The organism is Blattabacterium cuenoti (assembly GCF_014251655.1).
In the GTDB taxonomy this organism is placed as follows: Bacteria; Bacteroidota; Bacteroidia; order Flavobacteriales; family Blattabacteriaceae; genus Blattabacterium; species Blattabacterium cuenoti_I.
In genome coordinates, this window is record NZ_CP059225.1 from 322,961 (window position 1) to 344,164 (window position 21,204).

Here is a 21,204-nt window from a genome sequence, read left to right on the forward strand (position 1 = left end):
TTTTTATGAAGTATGAAGAATGAATTAAAATAATATGAATCATAGAGAACATCTAATTCAACTAGCAAATAAATACGGAACTCCTCTTTATATATACGATTCTTGTAAAATACAAAATCAATATAGGAAAATGAAAAAAGCTTTTAGTGAAATTAAAAGTTTAATCATTAATTATGCTTGTAAAGCTAATACAAACCTGAATATATTGAAATTTTTTAAAAAATTAGGAAGTGGATTAGATACCGTATCTATACAAGAAGTAGAACTAGGATTAAAAGCGGGGTTCCAGCCTAGAAAAATCATATTTACCCCCAACGGGGTTTCTATTCAAGAAATAAAAAAAGCTGCTAGTTTTGGGGTTAGAATTACTATAGATAATCTATCAATTTTAGAACAGTTTGGAGAATATAATCCAAATTATTCTGTAGGGATTAGAATCAATCCACATATTATGGCAGGAGGACATTTAAAAATTTCAGTAGGACATATAGATTCTAAATTTGGGATTTCTTACTATCAAATTCCTCATATGAAAAGAATATTAAAAAATACAGGACTAAAAATAGAAGGATTTCATATGCATACAGGATCCGATATATCAAACATAAAATCCTTTTTAGAAGGAGTTCAAGTATTATTGCAAATAGCTACCGATTTTCCAAATCTTGATTATATTGATTTTGGTAGTGGGTTTAAAGTTCCATATACTAAAAATGATATCAAGACAGATCTTTCTACTTTAAGCAATTCGATTACAGATAAATTTAAAGTTTTTTGTAAAACTTATGGAAATCAAGTCACTTTTATTTTTGAACCAGGTAAATTTTTGGTAAGTGAATCTGGATATTTTTTAGTTCATGTAAATGTCATCAAACATACTACTTCTACTGTATTTGCTGGGGTTGATTCAGGGTTTAACCATTTCCTTCGTCCTATGTTTTACGATGCTTATCATTGTATTGAAAATATTTCTAATCCAAATGGTCGTTTTCGTTTTTATACAGTGGTAGGATATATTTGTGAATCGGATACCTTTGGATTGAACCGTAAAATTCAAGAGATCCGTGAGGGAGATATTTTATGTATTAAAAATGCAGGAGCTTACTGTTTTTCTATGTCTTCTAATTATAATTCTCGTTATAGACCTTCTGAGGTTATGATTTTAAATGGAAAAGATTTCTTGATAAGAAAAAGAGAAACAATGCAAGATCTTATCAGAAATATAGTAGAAATAGATATTTAAAGAAATGAATGGAGAGATGGCAGAGTGGTCAATTGCGGCGGTCTTGAAAACCGTTGAGGTAATCCCTCCGGGGGTTCGAATCCCTCTCTCTCCGCTACTAACTAATTGAATTTCAATACTTTTTCTATTTATTACGGTTTTTTTTCATACATCATTCATTGTATTTTTTTTCAATTTTTTTAATTGTTTTTCAACACTATCATTAGTTATTTTTTTAAATAAAAAGATATGACTTCCTAATGAATGTCCTGGACGTAAAATTTTTTCTATATTTTTTATTTGATTCCAAAAAAAAGTTCTCAAACGAAGCATTTCTAATAATTTTTTTGCAGTATATGGAAGAAAGGGTTCTGCTAATTGAGCTAATATTCCTACAATTTGTAAAGAAACATAAAGAATAGTATATATCCGTTTTTCTTCTTTTTTTTTCCAAGGCTCTTCTTCTGTTAAATATTTGTTCCCAAGTCTAGCTAAATCCATAAAACATGCTAAAGATTCTCTGAATTTGTAGGATTCGATTAATTTTCCTATATATTCTGGATAATTTTTTATTTTTTTTAAAATATTTTTATCCTTGATAGATAAAATACCAGGATCAGGAACAATGCCTTTATTATATTGTTGAACTAAAGTTATACTTCTATTTACGAAATTTCCTAATATAGCAATCAACTCAGTATTATTTTTTCTTTGAAAATCTTTCCAATTAAAATTATTATCTTTTTTTTCTGGCATATTAGCGATAAGCATATAACGAAGAGGGTCTTGTTGATTTGGAAAATCTTCTAGATATTCATGCCCCCACACGGCCCAATTTTTAGAAGTAGATATTTTTTTATTTTCTAAATTAAGAAATTCATTAGCCAATATTTGATCAGGTAGTATATATCCATTAGTTTGAAGTATAACTGGAAAAATGATGCAGTGAAAAACAATATTATCTTTTCCTATAAACTGAATCAATTTTGTTTTTTTGTCTTTCCAATAAGGTTCCCAGTCTATTTTTTTTCTTTTTGACCATTCTATGGTGGAAGAAATATATCCTATAGGAGCTTCGAACCAGACATATAGAACTTTTCCTTTTTCTTTCGTTATAGGTGGTGGGATAGGTACAGGAATTCCCCAATTCAAATCCCTTGTTATAGCACGAGGTTTGAGTCCTTTATCTAACCAAGACTTTGCTTGTCCATATACATTTGATTTCCAATCTTTTTGATGATCGACTAAAATCCATTTTTCTAAAAATTTTTGATATTGATTCAAAGGAAAGTACCAATGTTTTGTTTTTTTCAAAACTGGATAACTACCACTTATAGTAGATTTTGGATGTATTAATTCTTCAGGAGTTAACGAACTTCCACAAGTTTCACATTGATCTCCATAGGCATCTTCTTCTTCACAATGGGGACAAATACCGGATATATATCTATCCGCTAGAAATTGTTTAGCCTTTTTATCGTAATATTGTTCAGATTCTTTTTCAAATATTTGTTTGTGTTCATAGAATTTTTTAAAGAAAGAAGTAGAAATTTCGTAATGAATTTTTGTAGATGTTCTTGAATAATTGTCAAATTGTATTCCAAAATTAGTAAAACAATTTTTAATCATATTATGATACTTATTTACTATTTCTTTAGGTGTTTTTTTCTCTTTTTTAGCTTGTATGGAAATAGGAACTCCATGTTCATCCGATCCACATATAAAAATAACATCTCTGTTTTTTCTTCTAAGAAAACGAACAAAAACATCTGCAGGAAAATAAACTCCTGCTAAATGACCTATATGAATTGGTCCATTTGCATATGGTAAAGCTGCAGTGACTGTATATTTATTTTTCATAATTTAATTAAAAATTAATGTATGAATAAAAAATTATTTTTAATAGATGCATATCCTATTATTTATCAGAGTTTTTATGCTTATAAAAAAAATCCTCTTTTTACTTCAAAAGGACTTAACACTTCTCCTATCGTAAATTTCACATATTTGTTGATTAATACATTAAATAATGAAAAACCATCTTATATGTCTACTATTTTTGATTCAAATAAAGAAACCTCTTTTCGAAAAAAAGAATATTACAAATATAAAGCACATAGAAAAAAAACACCGGAAGCTATTTCCACAGCTATTCCCTATATTATAAAAATTCTAAACACTTTTAAAATTTCTTATTTTCATGCTCCAAACGGATATGAAGCTGATGATATGATCGGAACAATAGCTAAACAAGCAGAAAATAAAGGGTATCTCATTTATATAATTACTTTAGACAAGGATTTTTTCCAATTGGTTACAAAAAATATTAAAGTTTATATCCCACCTTTTAAAGGAAATCAAAAAAAAATATTAGGAATAAAAGAAATCAAAGAAAAATTTGGGGTAGACGATCCAAAACAAGTTATAGATTTATGGGGAATAATGGGGGACCCTTCTGATAATATACCAGGATTTCCAGGAATAGGAGAAAAAAATGCTATAAAATTTATTCAAAAATATGGAAGTATTGAAAAGTTACTAGATTCTGTTCATCATCTTAACGGTAAGATTAAAAAAAACATTGAAAATAACAAAAGTTTAGGTATTTTATCCAAAAAATTAATTACTATTGTTACTAATATTCCACTATTTTATTTTCATGAGGAAAAATTTCATGTTAAAAAACCAAATTGGAATTCTATTCAAAAAATATTCGAAGAACTGGAATTTATAAGATTATTAAAAAAGGCTTATCAATATTATAAAAATATAAAATGAAAGACTAACTTTAGTTAGTTCTATAAAAATTATATTTTTCCATATAGTTCCAAACTTCTGGATGAAGCATAGGTTTCATATTTTTTCCTTCTAAAATTGCGTTACGAATTAAAGAAGAAGATATTTCAATAATTGGAGCTTCCAAAAAAATTATGTCCTTCTTATGATGTTGTAAAAAAGGAACATTTTTAAAAAAAAATCCAATTCTAGGGTAAACCAAAATATCATATTTATTCAAAATAATTTTATAATCTTTCCATTTTTTTAAAGAAAAAAAAGAATCTTTTCCCAAAAGAATAGAAAATCTATTATTAGGATATTTTTTTTCAATATTATGTAGGGTATGAATTGTATAAGAAGGATAATATCCATATTCTATATCCAATACCCTCATTTTATCATAACCATAAATAGCCATTTTAACCATTTTTATACGGTGTTCATAATCTAAAAGATTTTTTTTTTTAATGGATTTTGTGGAGAAACCACAAACCAAACATGATCTATGCTTGAAAATTCTATTATATGATTAGCAATGATTATATGTCCTAAATGGATAGGATTAAATGATCCAAAATAAAGTCCTATTTTTTTCATACCAGTAAAAAAAATACCGAGTATGATCTCGATATTTTTATTTTTTAAATGATCTTAACACGATAACTCAATCCTAAAATAATAAAATGATCATTTTTATTTTCTTTTTTAATCTGATCTAAATTATAGTTGACCCTTTGATTTTGATATACAAAATGAAAACTAAGATCTTCATGATGAATTGTGGGAACAAATTCTATACCTCCATAATAAGTATATGCTTTTTTGAACAATTTTTTTTCTCCAAGAATATCATTAGTTCCTTTTTTAGAGCTTCCCATTTCATATACACCTTTTGCAATTAAATTCCATTTTGGAATAAAGTTATATTTTAATTTGACTAAATAAGTTCCATATTTTACAGAAGCTGTATTTTTATAATCATGATTATATGATTGTAATATTTTTGTAATAGAACCATTTCTTTCTATATCCTCATCACTTAATATGTAGTCTGCTTCTATAGAAATAGGGTTCATATGGAATTGACTCCCTAAAGCTAGTAATTTCCAAAATTTTTTATTTTCATTTTCTTGAAAGATAGAATAGGACCATCTATTTCGTATGATTTTATTCCAACTCCAATTCCAATTCATAGAATACCCCATAGGGGTGTTCACTTTTTGAATTGTATCTTTTTCCTGGTTATTATTTGAAATACTATTTACAACTTGTAATTGAAATTCATGATTTTTTATTGGAATATAAATAAAACTGAATCCAACAGGATTATCCTTATTTTTGTATACATCTGTATATCGATATGCAGTTTCCTTATTAGCATATTCCATACTTCCAAAAGATGCCGCTTGTTTTCCTATTAAAAAATAAAGGTTATCATTCCACTTATATTTTAAATAAGCTAAATCAACTATTTTATCCATATTTTTTTTATTCAGTTTATTGGAAAAACAATAACTGATTTTATCATTTACCTTTCCGATCACTTCCAAATTTAAATGATCATCATAAAAACGAGATCCTTCAAAAAAATCTTTTTTTATTGTAGAATTTATACTATTCGTAAAATCTACAAATATGTTAAAATAAGGGGTTTTATCTTTGTTTATAGTTGTGGCATGACTATAAAAAGAATAAGAAAATAAAAAAATAAGTAAAATAAATTTTGTTTTTTTCATTTTTTTGATTTTATTTATTATTAATATAATAAATTTCCCAAAAAAAAACTTGAATCAAAAAAAATAGATAAAATTTTTTTTCATAAATCCTTTTGTATGCAACCCAAAAATATTTCAAGAAAAAAAAGCAGAAAAAAAAATAATATAATAACCATTTTTGGATTTTTTTTGCTAGGAAGTAGTCTTTTTTTGTTCCTAAGCTTTTTATCTTTCCTTTTTCATTGGGAAAATGATCAAAGTCAACTAGAAAAACTTTTTGATAAAGAAATTATTGCAGAAAATTTACTTGGAAAAATAGGGGCTACTTTAGCTCACTATTTTATTCATTGTGGAATAGGAATTAGTGCTTTTTTTATTCCAATCCTATTATTTTTAACAGGATTAAAAATTCTTTTGATAAAAAAAAAACTATTGAATACTTTTTATAAATCAACTATATATAAATTTATATTTTTCAGTATATGGATTCCAATTACTTTTCATATGATTATTCCTGATCGAGGAATATTTAGTGGAATTTTTGGATTTGAAATAGGGAATTTTTTAATTCACTTATTTGGAAAAGTAGGATCATATATACTTATTTTTACGAGTATTATTTTTTACTCTATCATTATTTTCCATATAACTACTATAAACATAAAAAATGGAATAAAAAAAAAAAACTATATATTGAAAAAATAATAGATAAAATATCAAAATTTTTTTACTTTTTAAAAAAAAAGAGAATCCGTCTTCCATCTAAAAAAATAGACAAGAATAATAAAAATATTCTACATTCTATTCTTTATAATAAAAAAAAAGATTTTTTATCATTCACTGACATAGACTTGGAATCTAATAAAAAAAAAATTATTCAAATACTAAACTATTATAAAATAGAAATATATAAAATTACAGGGATCATAGGCCCTACTATTACTTTGTATGAAATCTATCCTAAGGTAGGAACTAAAATTTCAAAAATAAAGAACTTAAAAAATGAGATTGCCTTAAATTTATCCGCTATATCCATACGAATTATAGCTCCCATCCCTGGAAAAGGATCAATTGGAATAGAAATACCGAATAAACAACGTCATACAGTTTATATGAAAGAGATTCTTTTCTCAGAAGAAAGTGAAAAAAAGAGTCATCAAATGGAGTTACCTATTTTTTTAGGAAAAACAGTATTTAATGAAATTTTTATCATAGATTTAGCCAACATGCCTCATTTGCTTATAGCCGGATCAACCGGTCAAGGAAAATCCGTAGGATTAAATGTCATGATTATTTTTTTGTTATATCAAAAAAATCCAGAAGATATAAAATTTATTTTGATAGATCCCAAAAAAGTAGAATTATCTATATACAAAACTATTTCCAAATCTTATTTTGCTACCCTACCGAATTATAAACCTATCATTACTAATTTACATGAAGTAAAAAATATATTAAATTCTTTATGTAAAGAGATGGATAAAAGATATGCTATTTTAGAAAAATATAAGGTAAGAAACATTAAAGAATACAATATTAATAACCATAAAAAATATCATTTACCTTATATCATACTAATTATTGATGAGTTTGCAGATTTAAGTTTTTCTTTTTCTAAAGAAACAGAAATATATATAACTAGACTTTCACAACTTGCTCGTGCGGTTGGCATTCATTTAATTATAGCAACACAACGTCCATCAGTTGATGTCATTACTGGTTTGATAAAATCTAATTTCACTGCAAGAATTGCATTTAAAGTTAGTTCTAAAATAGATTCTAGAACAATATTAGATTGTACAGGAGCTGAACAATTGATAGGGAAAGGGGACCTTCTTTTTTCTAACAAAAATGAATTAATACGGTTACAATGTCCTTTCATGAATTTATCAGATATTCAAAAAATAGTTGATTTTTATGGAAATCACAATCAAAAAAATGAATATTTTTTTCTTCCTGAACCGGATAAGAATATTTAATAAGGAATGAAAAAGATTGATTTATACATGATTCGTTTATTTATTACTCCTTTTTTAGTAATTTTTTCTACAATATGGGTCCTTTTTATGATTCAATTTTTTTGGAGTAAAATAGACGAATTAACTGGTAAAAACATTGATATTTTCATAATATTAAAATTTATATATTACTTTGGTTTATCTATTATTCCATTAGTTACTCCTATTACCTTATTGCTTACTTCTATTATGATGTTTGGAGATTTATCAGAAAATCAAGAACTTATAATTTTTAAATCTTCTGGAATATCTCTTTTCCGTGCCATGAAACCTATTTTGATAATAACGATTATATTATCCATTGTATTATATTTTTTTTCAGATTTTGTCATTCCAAAAGCAAAAATGAAAGCTAAAAAATTAGGATATCAAATATCGTTAGCTCATCCCTATTTAAAGTTAAAGGAAGGTTTCTTTGTTAATTTTTTACCAAATTGTTTCATAAAAATAGATAGGAAATATAATAATCAATTACATAACATCTTTATTTTTTTTTATGGAAAAAATTCACTTGTCAATACTATTCTTTCTAAAAGAGCAATTTTTCTTTCCAATAAAAAAGATGGATATATTCAATTTAAATTAATTAATGGTATTTTTTATAGTGAAAATGGAATTAATGATTCCTCTTATCAAATTGTACAATTTGATACTTTCATTCAAAATTTTAAAATTCCTTCAGAGTCTTCAGAAAAAGAAATAAAATATAATAATGATTTTTATTACCAAACCCTTAATACAAAAAACCTTATTGAAGCAATTCATCTTTTAAAAAAAGAAAAAAAAAATCACGTTTTTGAGAATAAAATATACTTGTCAAAAGTACAATTAGAATTACAAAAAAAATTTACATTTCCAATAACATGTATTATAATGTTTCTTATTGGAGCTCCATTAGGAGCTATTATTAGAAAGGGAGGAATAGGTTACCCAACTATTATGGCTCTAATTATATTCATCATTTATTATATTTTGCTTACCATCACTCAAAATAAAGTTGAAAGATATGAAATTTATCCATGGATAGGAGCATGGATTCCGAATCTTATTTTTTTTCCAGTAAGTATATGGATTACTTATCATACTGTTATGGATAATTTTTTATATATAAAAGAATAATAAAAATATGGGTTTTGATTCGAATAAAAATTTAGATGGGATTGAAGAGGCTATACAGGATATTCAACATGGAAAAATTATTATTGTAGTTGATGATAAATATCGTGAAAATGAAGGAGATTTTATAGTAGCCGCTGAAAAAATAACCCCTAAAATTGTGAATTTTCTCATAACTCATGGTAGAGGATTAGTTTGTGTTTCTTTAACAGAAAAAAAATGTGATCAATTAGAACTACCTATGATGGTAAAAAACAATACAGATCCTATAAAAACGGCTTTTACGGTATCTGTTGATCTACGAGGATACGGCGTAAGTACTGGAATTTCCGTTTCAGATAGAGCAAAAACTATTCTTGCTCTAGTCAAGGAATTAAATCCGGAATCATTCAACAAACCAGGTCACATTTTTCCTATTAGAGCAAAAAAAGGAGGAGTATTAGAACGACCTGGACATACAGAAGCTGCTATTGATATCACTAAAATGGCTGGATGCACTCCTGGAGGAGTAATAGTAGAAATTCTTAATAAAAATGGATCTATGGCACGTCTTCCACAATTGATTCAAATAGCTAAAAAATTTCATATGAAAATTATATCCATAGAGGATATCATCAAATATAAAATAAAAAATATAGCATCATATCTATAAAATACGGTCTGGACGGGATTTGAACCCGCGACCCCATGCGTGACAGGCATGTATTCTAACCAACTAAACTACCAGACCAAAAAAACTATTTTATTGAATAATTATTAAAGAATCTAATTTTTTTCTTATATCCTCTTTAGAAGCCATTCCAATATGGACATCTTGTTTTTCTCCATTTTTAAAAAAAATTAGAGTCGGTATACTGCGTATTCCATATTTAGAAGAAGTTTTTGGATTATTATCTACATTTAACTTAAAAACTAATATTTTAGTATGATATTCAGTTAATACATCTTCTAGTACCCCATACAAAGCTCTACATGGAGCACACCATGGAGCCCAAAAATCTACTATAATGGGTTTTTTCGATTTGGATAATACGACTTGATCAAAATTATCATCGTTTATTTCTTGTAACATACTTTTTTTTATTGATTTAAAAATAAAAAAACATTACAATACAAATTTACCTTTTTTTTTTGTTTCAAATTCCAAAGTTAAAATCTTTTAATAAACCGATATAAATATCTATTCCTTCCATGATTTCTGAAATAAAAACGTATTCATTAGGGGTATGAGAACGTACACTATCTCCAACTCCCATTTTAATAGTAGGAAAAGGCATAATACTTTGATCTGATAATGTAGGAGATCCATAAGTATTCCTTCCTATCGATTTAGCCTTTATAACAATCGGATGCATAGGATCTATAAAAGAAGAATTTAAATGAGAATTTCTAGGTTTTATTTTAGAGCGAATTTCTTTTTGTATGATTTCAATTAACTCCTCATTTCGGTATAATTCATTATTTCTAATATCTATAACAAAAGAACAAAAATCAGGGATAATATTATGTTGTATTCCTCCTTGTATTTGAGTTACATTTAAGGTAGTAAAACCTAGAAATTTAGATTTTCTATTGAAAGAAAACTTTTTTAAATGTTCTATATCTTTTGTAGCTATGTAAATAGCATTAATTCCTATATCTCTCGCAGAATGACCGGTTTTTCCTTCAGAGATGCAATCCAATACTAGTAATCCTTTTTCAGCAATAGCTACTTGCATATTTGTAGGCTCTCCTACAATACCTAAATCTATAGATCCCAATTCCGGTAAAATAGCTCTTACTCCTAAAGATCCAGATATTTCTTCTTCTGCAGTAATTGAAAGAATCAATCGGTAAGGTAATTCATATAAACTACTTAAATATATGAAAGTAGATATTAATGAAACTACGGACCCCCCAGCATCATTACTACCTAATCCAATAATTTTGTTATCTTTTTTTATAGCAGTAAAAGGATTTTTTATCCAATTTTTTCCTGGTTTAACCGTATCATGATGAGAATTTAATAATATAGTTCGTCTATTATTTTCTTTTTTGGAATAATTAGAACTTTCAGTCCATATATTGTTAAATTTTCTTTTTACATCAAATCCATATTGATGAAGATAATCCTCAATAAGGATCGAAACCTTATTTTCTTTTTTGGATATAGAAGGGGTATTGATTAATTGAATAAGAAGTTGAATAGCTTCCTTTTTTAATATTTTCAAATTAACTACTACAGACATAAAATAGTATTATTATTCATGTCATTTAAATAATGATTAGGTAAACCTATACTAACCTGAGAGACTCCATTTTTTAATGCAAAAAAAGCATTTTCCAATTTAGGAATCATACCATTTTTTATGGTATGATTTTTTTTCATTTCTTGAAATGAATGAAAATTTATTCTTTGAAAATAAGATTTAGGATTATGTAGATCTCGTAAAACTCCTTGTTTTTCAAAACAAAAATGTAAATTTATTTCGTTATTCTTTTCTTTTGCTAAGGATATAGCTATATAAGAAGCTATTGTATCTGCATTTGTATTTAGTAAATCTCCTATCCCATTATGGGTTATAGAACAGAATACAGGAATTATCTTTTGATTCAATAAAAATTTGATGAAATGGGTATTAATACTTTGTTTGTTGATATCCCCTACATATCCATAATTAATATTTATATTATTCCGTAAATATGATTGAATAGAATTTCCATCTGCCCCACATAAACCTAAAGCATTACAATGATTTGATTGTAATATGGCTACAATATTTTTATTAATTATTCCGGCATAAGTCATTACAACTATATCCAAAGTTTCTTTATCTGTTATTCTTCTACCTTGTACAATGTTTTTAGAAATCCCCATTTTATTTAATATAAAATCGGCTTTCCTTCCTCCTCCATGAATTAATACTTTGTATCCTTGTAATTTGCAAAAATTTTTTAAAACATCATTAAGAATTTTTTGATCATTAATTAAATGACCTCCAATTTTTACTATATGGATTTTCATGATAAATATTGTAGAATTTTTAAAAAAATTATTTGAGAAGCAAAAATTCTATTTTCTGCTTGTTGTAAGACAATGGAATATTTGCTATCTAAAACCGAATCTTCCACGACTACATTTCTCCTTACAGGTAAACAGTGCATAAATTTAGCTTCATTGGTTAGTTTCATCTTTTTTTCAGTAATCATCCATTCAAAACTTTTACAAATAATTTTTCCATAATCTAAATAGCTACTCCAATTTTTAGCATAAATAAAATCTGCATTTATAAATGCTTCATTTTGGTTATATGTAGTAGAAATTCCATTAGAAAATTTTTTATGAAGATTATATCTCTCTGGATACGTCATCATGAAATCTATTTGATCTATTTTGGAAATCCATTGAGAAAAAGAATTTGCTACAGAATGAGGTAACGGTTTTATATGAGGAGCCCAACTTAACACTACTTTACATCGTTTTTTAAAAAAAGATGTAAATTCTGCAATAGTCATTACATCTGCTAAAGACTGCAAAGGATGTAAGGTTGCACTTTCCATATTGACTACTGGAACTTTAGAATATTTTAATATTTTATGAAATAAAACTTCTTGATAATCATATTCTTTATCCAAAAGATTTGGAAAAGTTCTTACGGCAAGAATATCACAGTATATACTCATTACAGAAATAGCTTCTTTCAGATGTTCTTGTGTCGTTTTCATGATATTTCCATCACTCATTTCAATTTTCCAAGAATCTTGGTGGATATCTAATACCCAAGTATTACATCCCAAATTGGAAGCTGCTTTTTGACAACTAATCCTTGTACGTAAACTAGGATTAAAGAAAACTAATCCTATTGTTTTGTTTCTTCCAAAATTCTTAAAATTATATGGATTTTTCTTTAAAAGAAGAGCATCTTTAACAAGATCATATACATCAGTAACATCTTCTACGCTAAAAAAATTTTTCATAAATTTCATTCATTTATATTCATTCCAATCTTTTATAAATAATTGATCCATAGATAAATTACAAAATGCTTGTATAAAAACTTTGGCTAAACGTGTATTAGTAAGTAAAGGAATATTAAAATCTACGGCATAACGTCTTATTGTATAATCGTTATCCAATTCTGGTTTACTTAAATTTTTTGGAATATTAATAATAAGATCCAATTTTCTATTTTTAATTAATTCAATAACATTGGAATATTTCTTTACATTAGGCCAATAAACTTTGATAGAAGGAATTCCATTATTGGATAAAAAATTATTGGTTCCTTCTGTAGCATATAATATATATCCTTTTCTATGTAATAGTTTGATCCCTTCTAAAAGGTCTAATTTTGATCTAATAGGACCTCCAGATATCAATATATTTTTTTTTGGAATAATATAACCAACAGAAAGCATAGACTTTAAAAGTGCTTCATCAAAAGTATTTCCTAAACATCCTACTTCTCCTGTGGAAGTCATATCAACACCTAAAATAGGATCTGCATTTTGTAAACGAGAAAAAGAAAATTGGGAAGCTTTTACTCCTAAAAAATTTGTAATAAAAAAATTAGGTTCTATTTTATTTTTCTTTTTTCCAAGAATAACTTGAGTAGCTAATTCAATCATATTAAAATTAGAAACTTTTGATACAAAAGGAAAACTCCTTGAGGCTCTCAAATTGCATTCAATTACTTTTACTTCATTATCTTTAGATAAAAATTGAATATTAAAAGGACCAGATATATTAAAATATTTCGATATTTTTTTAGATGTATTAATAACTACCTTTAAGGTAGATACATATAGATTATGTGGAGGATAGACCAAAGTAGCATCTCCAGAATGGACTCCTGCGAACTCTACGTGTTCTGATATAGCATAATACAAAATTTCTCCATTTTGAGAAACAGCATCTAACTCAATTTCTTTTGCATTTTTTATAAATTCTGTAATGATCAATGGATATTCAGGAGATATAGATACTACTTTTTCACTAAGATAATATTGAAGTTCTTCTTGGTTAGAAATTACATTCATATCCGCACCTGAAAGAACATACGATGGTCGAACTAATATAGGAAAATCTACTTCTTTGATAAATTGATGAATAGAATCAAAATCGGATAATTCTTTCCATCTAGGTTGTTCAATTCTTAAATCATCCATTGCATGAGAAAATTTGTATCTATTTTCCACTTTATCTATAGAAATAGGAGAAGTTCCTAATATATTTATCTTTTTTTCATAAAGTTTCAAAACTAAATTATTAGGAATTTGTCCCCCCATGGATACAATGGTCCCTTTAGGTTTTTCTAGTTCAATAATGTCTAACACTCGTTCTAAAGTCAACTCTTCAAAGTACAACCGATCACATACATCAAAATCAGTGCTTACAGTTTCTGGATTATAATTAATCATAATGGATCTATAAGATTCTTTCTTAATAGTATTTAATGCATTGACACAACACCAATCAAATTCTACACTACTTCCAATTCTATAGACACCAGACCCCAGTGTAATAACGGATTTTTCATCTTCTTCATAAATAATATCATGTTGAATAGAATGATAAGTTAAATATAAATAATTGGTATGTGCTGGATATTCAGAAGCTAAAGTATCAATTTGACGAACATATGGAATTATATTTTTTTCTTTTCTATATTCTCTTATTTCTTGTTCTAAATGATAAATATTATTACTTTTATTCTTTTTTTTCATAAAAAAAATACCAGCTATCTGCATATCCGAAAAACCTTTTTTTTTAGCTTCTTGTAATAATTCATCCGGAATATCTTTCCAATTATCAAATTGATCTATCTTTTTTTTTGTTTGAAAAATATTATCGAGTTGATATAAAAACCATAGATCAATCTTTGTTAAATCATGTATTTCTTTCATAGAAATACCTTCTTCTAAAGCTTCTTCTAAAAAGAAAATTCTTTGATCTGTAGGTTGTTTTATAGATTCTTTCAATAAATGAATAGATCCCAATTTCTTTTTATTCACGTTTATGAATCCTTGTTTTCCTATATCTAACATACGGATTCCTTTTTGTAAAGCTTCTTCAAAAGAACCTCCAATAGACATAACTTCTCCTACACTTTTCATACTACTTCCAATTGTATTAGAAACTCCATAAAATTTTTTTAGGTCCCACCTAGGAATTTTACATACTACGTAATCCAAAGCTGGCTCAAAAAAAGCAGAAGTGTTTTTAGTTACATAATTCCTTAATTCATGCAATCCGTATCCTACAGCTAATTTAGCAGCGACAAAGGCTAATGGATACCCAGTTGCTTTGGAAGCAAGAGCACTTGAACGAGATAGACGTGCATTAACTTCAATAACACGGTAATCTTCTGAACTTGTATCTAATGCAAATTGGACGTTACATTCTCCAATTATGTTAAAATGTCTAGCAATACATATAGCTAATTTTCGTAAGGTATAATATTCAGAATTTGTTAAAGTTTGAGATGGAGCAACTACGATACTTTCTCCTGTATGAATTCCTATAGGATCAAAGTTTTCCATATTACATACAGAAATACAATTATCGTATTTATCTCTTACTATTTCATATTCAATTTCTTTCCATCCAATTAAATATTCTTCTACAACAATTTGAGAAGAATAAGAAAAAGCTTTATTGACTATTTTTTTTAAATCATTAATATTCTTAGCCAAACCACTACCTAAGCCTCCTAGGGTATAAGCTGATCTAATGATAACAGGAAACCCTATATCCATAGAATAGGAAATAGCTTCATCTATAGAATGAACTACAAAACTTTTTGCCGTTTTTATGTTGATATGAGTTAACTTTTTTCGGAATAAATCTCTATCTTCACTGTTAATAATAGATTCCATAGGGGTTCCTAGAACTTGAATTTTATATTTTTCTATAACTCCTTCTTGGAAAAGTTGAATTCCACAATTTAATGCAGTCTGTCCCCCGAAAGACAATAAAATCCCTTTCGGTTTTTCCTTATCGATAACACTTTTAATAAAAAACAACGTCAAAGGAAGAAAATAAATTTTATCAGCAATTTCTTTCGAAGTTTGAACAGTTGCAATGTTCGGATTAATCAATATCGTATAAATGCCCTCCTCTTTAAGGGCTTTTAATGCTTGTGTTCCAGAATAATCAAATTCACCAGCTTCTCCTATTTTTAATGCACCTGATCCCAGTATAAGTACTTTCTCTATTTTCATATACTAATTTTAGAAAATTATTACTTTATTGTATTACTTCTAACAATTGAATTTATAAAAAAATCGAATAAAAATTCGGTATCCATAGGTCCACTTGAAGCTTCTGGATGAAATTGTACCGAGAAAAAAGGTTTATAATCATGAATAATCCCTTCACAAGTATCATCATTTAAATTTTTAAAAAATATTTTCCACTCTTTAGAAATATTTTTTGCATCCAATACATAGCCATGGTTTTGTGATGTGATAAAACTTTTTCCAGTTTTTAATGATAAAACGGGCTGATTATGTCCTCTATGTGCATATTGTAATTTATAAGTATCTCCTCCTGCAGCAATTCCAAGTAGTTGATTCCCCAAACAAATTCCAAATATAGGTCGTTCCTTTTTCATAGCTAAACGAATATAATGTATAGGTTTTTCATAAATTTTAGGATTTCCAGGTCCATTAGAAAGAACTAATCCATCATATTCTTCCCCCGTAAAATCATAATTCCATGGTACTCTTATAATAGTACAATCTCTTTGTAAAAGACAACGTAAAATATTATTTTTTAAACCAAAATCTACAAGTAATATTTTATATTTTCCATTTCCATATATGATTTTTTCATGAATAGATACTTGATCAGAAAGATTATCCTGATTAGGGTCATAAAAAGGAATATCTTCATCATTGTTCATTAAAATTTTTCCTAACATAGATCCCCCCATTTTTCTCAGTTTTTTTGCAATGTATCTTGTATCTATTCCATATAATCCAGGAACTCCATTTTTATACAACCAATCAGATAGAGAAAGTCTCATATTCCAATGGGATGGACGGTTAGAATAATAAGAAATAATAAGTCCAGAAATTTGAATCCTATCGGATTCATAAAATTTAGAAATGGATTCTTTACAAGAAGAAGAAAATGGAATTCCGTAGTTTCCTATTAATGGATAAGTATAAGTCAATATTTGACCTTTGTAAGATGGATCTGTTATACTTTCTGTATAACCAGTCATTGCCGTATTAAATACAATTTCTCCAGAAGAGGATACTGGAGCCCCAAAATGATAAGCTTCATACTTTATTCCATCTTCCAACATAAGGATAGCTCTTTTTCTTCTTTTATTATTTTCCATTTTTTTTATATAAATAGAATAAGGATTTTTTTAATTTATTCATAAATAATTCTATATGATTTTCTCTAATATTAAGTGGAGGAAGTAATCGTAAAATACATGGATTATTAGATGTACCGATAAATACTTTTTCTTTATAAATTAAAATATTTTTCAAATATTGAATGGGAAAATCAAATTCGAGACCTATCATGAGTCCCCTTCCTCTGATATTTTTAATTTCAGGAATGAGACGCAATTCTTGTAACAGTATTTTTCCCATTTTTTTTGCATTTTCAATTAGATTTTCTTTTTTTATAATTTCCAATACAGATATTCCAGCTGTGCAAGCTAAATAATTTCCTCCAAACGTACTTCCTAACATTCCATGATAGGATTTAAATTTAGGATGTATTAATACTCCTCCTATTGGAAAACCGTTCCCCATTCCTTTAGCTATAGTAATTAAATCTGGTCGTATAGAATCATACAATTGGTGAGAAAAAAAAGATCCTGTTCTTCCATATCCACTTTGTACCTCATCAATAATCAATATGACATCGTATCTTTTGCAAAGATCTCTAACTTTATAAAAAAAATAAGAACCGGGATCTATGATTCCAGATAGACCTTGTATTCCTTCCGTAATTACCGCACAAATATCTTGATTCTTTAATTTTTCTTCTAATAAATCAATATTTCTATAATCTATAAGTATAGTTTCATGTTGAGCATTAAAAGGAGATACCAATTTATAGTTATCCGTTACCGAAATACTTCCACTAGTTCTTCCATGAAAAGCCCCTTTAAAAAATATCATCTTTTTTTTACCCGTATGAAAAGAAGCTATTTTTAGTGCATTTTCATTAGATTCTGTTCCAGAATTACATAGAAATAAAGAATAATCTTCATATCCTGAAATACTTCCAAGTAAATTTGACAATTTATTTTTTTGAGAAATAGAAACACTATTAGAATAATAGGATATTTTGTGGATCTGTTCTATTAAAGATTGAATATAATATGGATGTGAATGTCCAATGGAAATTACTGCATGTCCTCCATAAAAATCTAAATACATATTTCCTTTTGTATCGAAAACATAAACTCCTTCTCCTTTATTTAATTCTATATTTAGAATAGGATAAACGTCAAATAATTTCATTTCTTTTTTTTTTTTTTGATCAAAAACGAACGGATTTTAATTGTTTTAACCCATAAGTTTCATCTAAATTAAATATAAGATTCATATTTTGTATAGCTTGTCCAGATGCTCCTTTTATAAGATTGTCTATAATGCTTATAACAATCAAATGATCTTTTTCTTTAAGAAGATATAAAATACATTTATTAGTGTTTATCACTTGTTTAACATCGATGTTGATATCCGAAATATTTACAAATGGATGATCTTCATAATATTTTTCATATATTTCTCTATTTTTTGTCAAAGAAAGTGTAGAATGAGTATATAAAGTGGTTATAATTCCTCTAGAAAAATTACCTCTATAAGGAATAAAATAAATTTTAGAAGAAAAATTATTTTGTATTTGATGAATAGTTTGTTCAATTTCCTGTAAATGCTGATGTTGGAATATTTTATACGAAGAGATATTATTGTTTCTCCAACTGAAATGGTTTGTATTACTAAGTCTTCCTCCAGATCCGGTTGAACCGGTTACAGCACTAATATGAATATCTTTTCTTAATAATTTATTTTTAGCTAATGGAAGAACAGATAAAAGTATGGATGTAGCAAAACATCCAGGATTGGCTATATTATTCGATTTTTTTATTTCTTTTTTTTGAAATTCTGGAAGACCGTATATAAAATTTCTATTATTAAAAACGGATTGATTGATCATCCTAAAATCTTGACTAAGATCAATTACCTTTGTATTATCCGATACTTGATTCAATACTTTTCTAGATTGTCCATGTCCAGAACAAAGAAATACTATATCAATTTCTTGATTTAATTCACGGTTAAACCGAATTCCTTCTATTTCTCCTAATAAATCTTGATGAATCAAATGAATCAATCTTCCTGGATTACTTTTGCTTACTATACTTTTTATCTTTATTTTAGGATGATGAATGATTAATCTAATTAATTCTCCTGCAGTATATCCAGTTCCTCCTATAATACCTATTTCAATCATTTTTCTTTTTTATTTAAATTGTGATACATTTTCATTTGATTGCTTAATATTTTTGTAAATCCCTTAACATCTTCTGCAGTCCAAGCATAATTCATTTCTCCATATTTATCCGATATATTGTTAGAAGAAGAAGCCATTAAATCAAACTTAGACTTTATTCCTACTAAATGAAATCGATAAGGATATAGAATAATATTTACAGTTCCGGTTAATCTTTTTTGTGTGCTTTTTAGAAATTTTTCTATATCACGCATAACAGGATCTAAATATTGAGCTTCATGAAGTAACATCCCATACCAATTAGATAGTTGTTCTTTCCAATAAAGCTGCCATTTTGTAAGAATATGTTTCTCCAATAAATGATGAGCTTTAATAATAATAATTGCAGCTGATGCTTCAAAAGCGACTCTTCCTTTAATACCTAAAATAGTATCTCCTATATGTATCCCCCTTCCTATAGCGAATTCTGAAGCTATTTTTTCAATTTTTATTATATTTTTTATAGCATTTTCTTTTTCTTGATTAACTCCCACTAATTCTCCTTTTTCAAATTCTAATTCTAATTTTTCACTTTTACTTTTTATTAATTTACTTGGATAAAACTCTTCCGGAAAATCGTGATAAGAAGTAAGAGTTTCTTTTCCTCCTATACTAGTTCCCCAAATTCCTTTATTTATAGAATATATAGCTTGATCCCAACAAATAGATATTCCTTGATTTTTTAAATATTCAATTTCTTCTTTTCTAGATATTTTTCTATCTCTTATAGGAGATAAAGTTATTTTTTCTGGGCAAAGAATTTGAAAAGCTATATCAAATCTGATTTGATCATTTCCTGCTCCTGTACTACCATGAGCAATTGCTTTCGCTTGAATAAAAGTGGCGTATTGTGCTATTTTAATAGCCTGAAAAATTCTTCCTGAACTTACTGAAAGTGGATAAGTATTATTCTTAAGAATATTACCAAATATGAGATATTTTATACAATTTTGATAGTATTCTTCTATAGCATCAATAGTTCTATGAGATTTAGATCCAATACTTAAAGCTCTTTTTTCAATTTTTTTCAATTCTTCTTGATGGAATCCTCCCGTATTAATAATTACTGTATGAACATCGTATCCTTCCTGTATCAGATATCTTAAACAATAAGAGGTATCTAATCCCCCACTATAAGCTAAAATAATCTTATCTCCTGGATACAAATAATTTTTTTTATTATTATAAATTTTAGTATCCGTATTAGGATTATATAAAAGACCAGTACATAGACACATTTTTCTATGATTTCTAGTTAGAATGTCAAAATTTGCGCAACTTTGACATCCTTTCCAAAAATCTTCTGATTGGGTAAGTTCGTTAAAAGAAACGGGCTTAAAACCCAATTCAGTATTTATTTTAATAACTGGATTACTTGTTGTAATACTAAAAATTTTAGAATGAGGAAATTTTTTTTTGGAAAGTTCGAATATTTTAATTTTAATAATTTTAGCCAATCCTTGTTTTCTAAATTCGGGAAAAACAATCAAACCGGAATTGACGACAAATTCTTTATTTTGAAAAATATCAAGATAACTAAAACCCGCTAACTTTTCATTACAAAAAGCAATAACGGAATTTCCATGAATCATTTTTGATTTAATATACTCCGGATCTTTTTTTGCTATACCAGTTCCTCTAATTTTTGCTGATTCTTCAATTTTTTTACAAATTAAGAAAGCATATTTTGTATCCTCTTCATAAGATACTCTAACTTTTATGTTCATCTTCTAAATACCCCGCCAAGAAAATAAAAACGTTATTCGGTATGATGAATAATACTTCATATATTATACTTTTTACTTTAATACTATAATACTGTAATAATTAAATACAAATTTAATA

At 26.9% G+C, this 21,204-nt stretch carries 15 protein-coding genes, 2 tRNA genes and 2 pseudogenes; 6 read left to right on the forward strand and 13 right to left on the reverse strand.

Translation table 11 applies throughout. The annotated features are described in order from the left end of the window. Positions 1-34: 34 nt before the first annotated feature. Together lysA and H0H63_RS01540 are read left to right on the forward strand one after the other, a co-directional pair. On the forward strand, positions 35-1,243 hold the full coding sequence (gene lysA, locus H0H63_RS01535; protein WP_185858279.1) for a diaminopimelate decarboxylase: 1,209 nt from the start codon (positions 35-37) through the stop codon (positions 1,241-1,243). Positions 1,244-1,253: 10 nt separating this feature from the next. Beyond that, positions 1,254-1,337: transfer RNA gene (locus H0H63_RS01540), tRNA-Ser, on the forward strand. Between the two features lie 50 nt (positions 1,338-1,387). Here H0H63_RS01540 and metG read toward each other — a convergent pair. Further along, a complete protein-coding gene (gene metG / locus H0H63_RS01545) occupies positions 1,388-3,082 on the reverse strand; it encodes a methionine--tRNA ligase (protein WP_185858280.1) in 1,695 nt (564 codons plus the stop codon). 21 nt (positions 3,083-3,103) lie between these two features. Between metG and H0H63_RS01550 the strand changes: the two genes are divergently transcribed. Continuing rightward, positions 3,104-4,000, forward strand: coding sequence for a 5'-3' exonuclease (locus tag H0H63_RS01550; protein WP_185858281.1), 897 nt, complete (start codon positions 3,104-3,106; stop codon positions 3,998-4,000). 10 nt (positions 4,001-4,010) lie between these two features. On the opposite strand, the pseudogene nadD reads toward H0H63_RS01550, so the two are convergent. Both nadD and H0H63_RS01560 read right to left on the reverse strand, forming a co-directional pair. Further along, positions 4,011-4,597, reverse strand: a pseudogene (nadD, locus tag H0H63_RS01555) (nicotinate (nicotinamide) nucleotide adenylyltransferase). Between the two features lie 44 nt (positions 4,598-4,641). Continuing rightward, positions 4,642-5,736 carry a porin gene (locus H0H63_RS01560; protein WP_185858282.1) on the reverse strand — a complete coding sequence of 365 codons (1,095 nt, stop codon included), beginning with the start codon at positions 5,734-5,736 and terminating at the stop codon, positions 4,642-4,644. Positions 5,737-5,880: 144 nt separating this feature from the next. On the opposite strand from H0H63_RS01560, the pseudogene H0H63_RS03105 reads away from it, so the two are divergent. From H0H63_RS03105 to ribB, 3 genes and pseudogenes are all read left to right on the forward strand, one after another. Then, a pseudogene (locus tag H0H63_RS03105) lies at positions 5,881-7,694 on the forward strand (DNA translocase FtsK 4TM domain-containing protein). A gap of 6 nt (positions 7,695-7,700) precedes the next feature. Then, positions 7,701-8,852 (forward strand): LptF/LptG family permease, encoded by a 1,152-nt coding sequence (locus tag H0H63_RS01570; protein WP_185858283.1) that lies wholly within the window; start codon positions 7,701-7,703, stop codon positions 8,850-8,852. Between the two features lie 7 nt (positions 8,853-8,859). Beyond that, positions 8,860-9,501 (forward strand): 3,4-dihydroxy-2-butanone-4-phosphate synthase, encoded by a 642-nt coding sequence (gene ribB / locus H0H63_RS01575; protein ID WP_185858284.1) that lies wholly within the window; start codon positions 8,860-8,862, stop codon positions 9,499-9,501. A 4-nt stretch (positions 9,502-9,505) separates the two neighbouring features. Here the strand turns inward: ribB and H0H63_RS01580 are convergent. From H0H63_RS01580 to H0H63_RS01625, 10 genes are all read right to left on the reverse strand, one after another. Further along, positions 9,506-9,579, reverse strand: a tRNA-Asp gene (locus H0H63_RS01580). A gap of 12 nt (positions 9,580-9,591) precedes the next feature. Then, positions 9,592-9,921 carry a thioredoxin gene (gene trxA, locus H0H63_RS01585; protein WP_185858285.1) on the reverse strand — a complete coding sequence of 110 codons (330 nt, stop codon included), beginning with the start codon at positions 9,919-9,921 and terminating at the stop codon, positions 9,592-9,594. Between the two features lie 64 nt (positions 9,922-9,985). Beyond that, positions 9,986-11,077, reverse strand: coding sequence for a M20 family metallo-hydrolase (locus H0H63_RS01590; protein ID WP_185858286.1), 1,092 nt, complete (start codon positions 11,075-11,077; stop codon positions 9,986-9,988). Next, the gene (gene argB, locus H0H63_RS01595) at positions 11,068-11,853 is read right to left on the reverse strand and encodes an acetylglutamate kinase (protein ID WP_185858287.1); all 786 of its coding nucleotides are present in this window, start codon (positions 11,851-11,853) and stop codon (positions 11,068-11,070) included. The genes H0H63_RS01590 and argB overlap by 10 nt, the downstream gene beginning before the upstream one ends. After that, entirely contained in the window at positions 11,850-12,806 is a 957-nt protein-coding gene (locus H0H63_RS01600; protein ID WP_185858288.1) for a Rossmann-fold NAD(P)-binding domain-containing protein, read from the reverse strand. Before H0H63_RS01600 ends, argB begins: the two co-directional genes overlap by 4 nt. Before the next feature lie 9 nt (positions 12,807-12,815). Further along, entirely contained in the window at positions 12,816-16,052 is a 3,237-nt protein-coding gene (gene carB, locus H0H63_RS01605; RefSeq protein WP_185858289.1) for a carbamoyl-phosphate synthase (glutamine-hydrolyzing) large subunit, read from the reverse strand. 20 nt (positions 16,053-16,072) lie between these two features. Beyond that, positions 16,073-17,179, reverse strand: a complete 1,107-nt coding sequence (carA, locus tag H0H63_RS01610) for a glutamine-hydrolyzing carbamoyl-phosphate synthase small subunit (RefSeq protein WP_185858290.1) — start codon at positions 17,177-17,179, stop codon at positions 16,073-16,075. Beyond that, a complete protein-coding gene (locus H0H63_RS01615; protein ID WP_185858291.1) occupies positions 17,169-18,323 on the reverse strand; it encodes an aspartate aminotransferase family protein in 1,155 nt (384 codons plus the stop codon). Before H0H63_RS01615 ends, carA begins: the two co-directional genes overlap by 11 nt. Before the next feature lie 19 nt (positions 18,324-18,342). After that, positions 18,343-19,320: an N-acetyl-gamma-glutamyl-phosphate reductase gene (argC, locus tag H0H63_RS01620; protein WP_185858292.1), complete on the reverse strand. Its 978-nt coding sequence runs from the start codon at positions 19,318-19,320 to the stop codon at positions 18,343-18,345. Beyond that, positions 19,317-21,086: an argininosuccinate synthase domain-containing protein gene (locus H0H63_RS01625; protein WP_185858293.1), complete on the reverse strand. Its 1,770-nt coding sequence runs from the start codon at positions 21,084-21,086 to the stop codon at positions 19,317-19,319. The genes argC and H0H63_RS01625 overlap by 4 nt, the downstream gene beginning before the upstream one ends. Positions 21,087-21,204: the final 118 nt, after the last annotated feature.

Excerpts from the sequence above, each read along its gene's own strand:
- lysA (WP_185858279.1), top strand. The coding sequence starts at position 35 with ATGAATCATAGAGAACATCTAATTCAACTAGCAAATAAATACGGAACT.
- metG (WP_185858280.1), bottom strand. The coding sequence starts at position 3,082 with ATGAAAAATAAATATACAGTCACTGCAGCTTTACCATATGCAAATGGA.
- H0H63_RS01550 (WP_185858281.1), top strand. The coding sequence starts at position 3,104 with ATGAATAAAAAATTATTTTTAATAGATGCATATCCTATTATTTATCAG.
- H0H63_RS01560 (WP_185858282.1), bottom strand. The coding sequence starts at position 5,736 with ATGAAAAAAACAAAATTTATTTTACTTATTTTTTTATTTTCTTATTCT.
- H0H63_RS01570 (WP_185858283.1), top strand. The coding sequence starts at position 7,701 with ATGAAAAAGATTGATTTATACATGATTCGTTTATTTATTACTCCTTTT.
- ribB (WP_185858284.1), top strand. The coding sequence starts at position 8,860 with ATGGGTTTTGATTCGAATAAAAATTTAGATGGGATTGAAGAGGCTATA.
- trxA (WP_185858285.1), bottom strand. The coding sequence starts at position 9,921 with ATGTTACAAGAAATAAACGATGATAATTTTGATCAAGTCGTATTATCC.
- H0H63_RS01590 (WP_185858286.1), bottom strand. The coding sequence starts at position 11,077 with ATGTCTGTAGTAGTTAATTTGAAAATATTAAAAAAGGAAGCTATTCAA.
- argB (WP_185858287.1), bottom strand. The coding sequence starts at position 11,853 with ATGAAAATCCATATAGTAAAAATTGGAGGTCATTTAATTAATGATCAA.
- H0H63_RS01600 (WP_185858288.1), bottom strand. The coding sequence starts at position 12,806 with ATGAAAAATTTTTTTAGCGTAGAAGATGTTACTGATGTATATGATCTT.
- carB (WP_185858289.1), bottom strand. The coding sequence starts at position 16,052 with ATGAAAATAGAGAAAGTACTTATACTGGGATCAGGTGCATTAAAAATA.
- carA (WP_185858290.1), bottom strand. The coding sequence starts at position 17,179 with ATGGAAAATAATAAAAGAAGAAAAAGAGCTATCCTTATGTTGGAAGAT.
- H0H63_RS01615 (WP_185858291.1), bottom strand. The coding sequence starts at position 18,323 with ATGAAATTATTTGACGTTTATCCTATTCTAAATATAGAATTAAATAAA.
- argC (WP_185858292.1), bottom strand. The coding sequence starts at position 19,320 with ATGATTGAAATAGGTATTATAGGAGGAACTGGATATACTGCAGGAGAA.
- H0H63_RS01625 (WP_185858293.1), bottom strand. The coding sequence starts at position 21,086 with ATGAACATAAAAGTTAGAGTATCTTATGAAGAGGATACAAAATATGCT.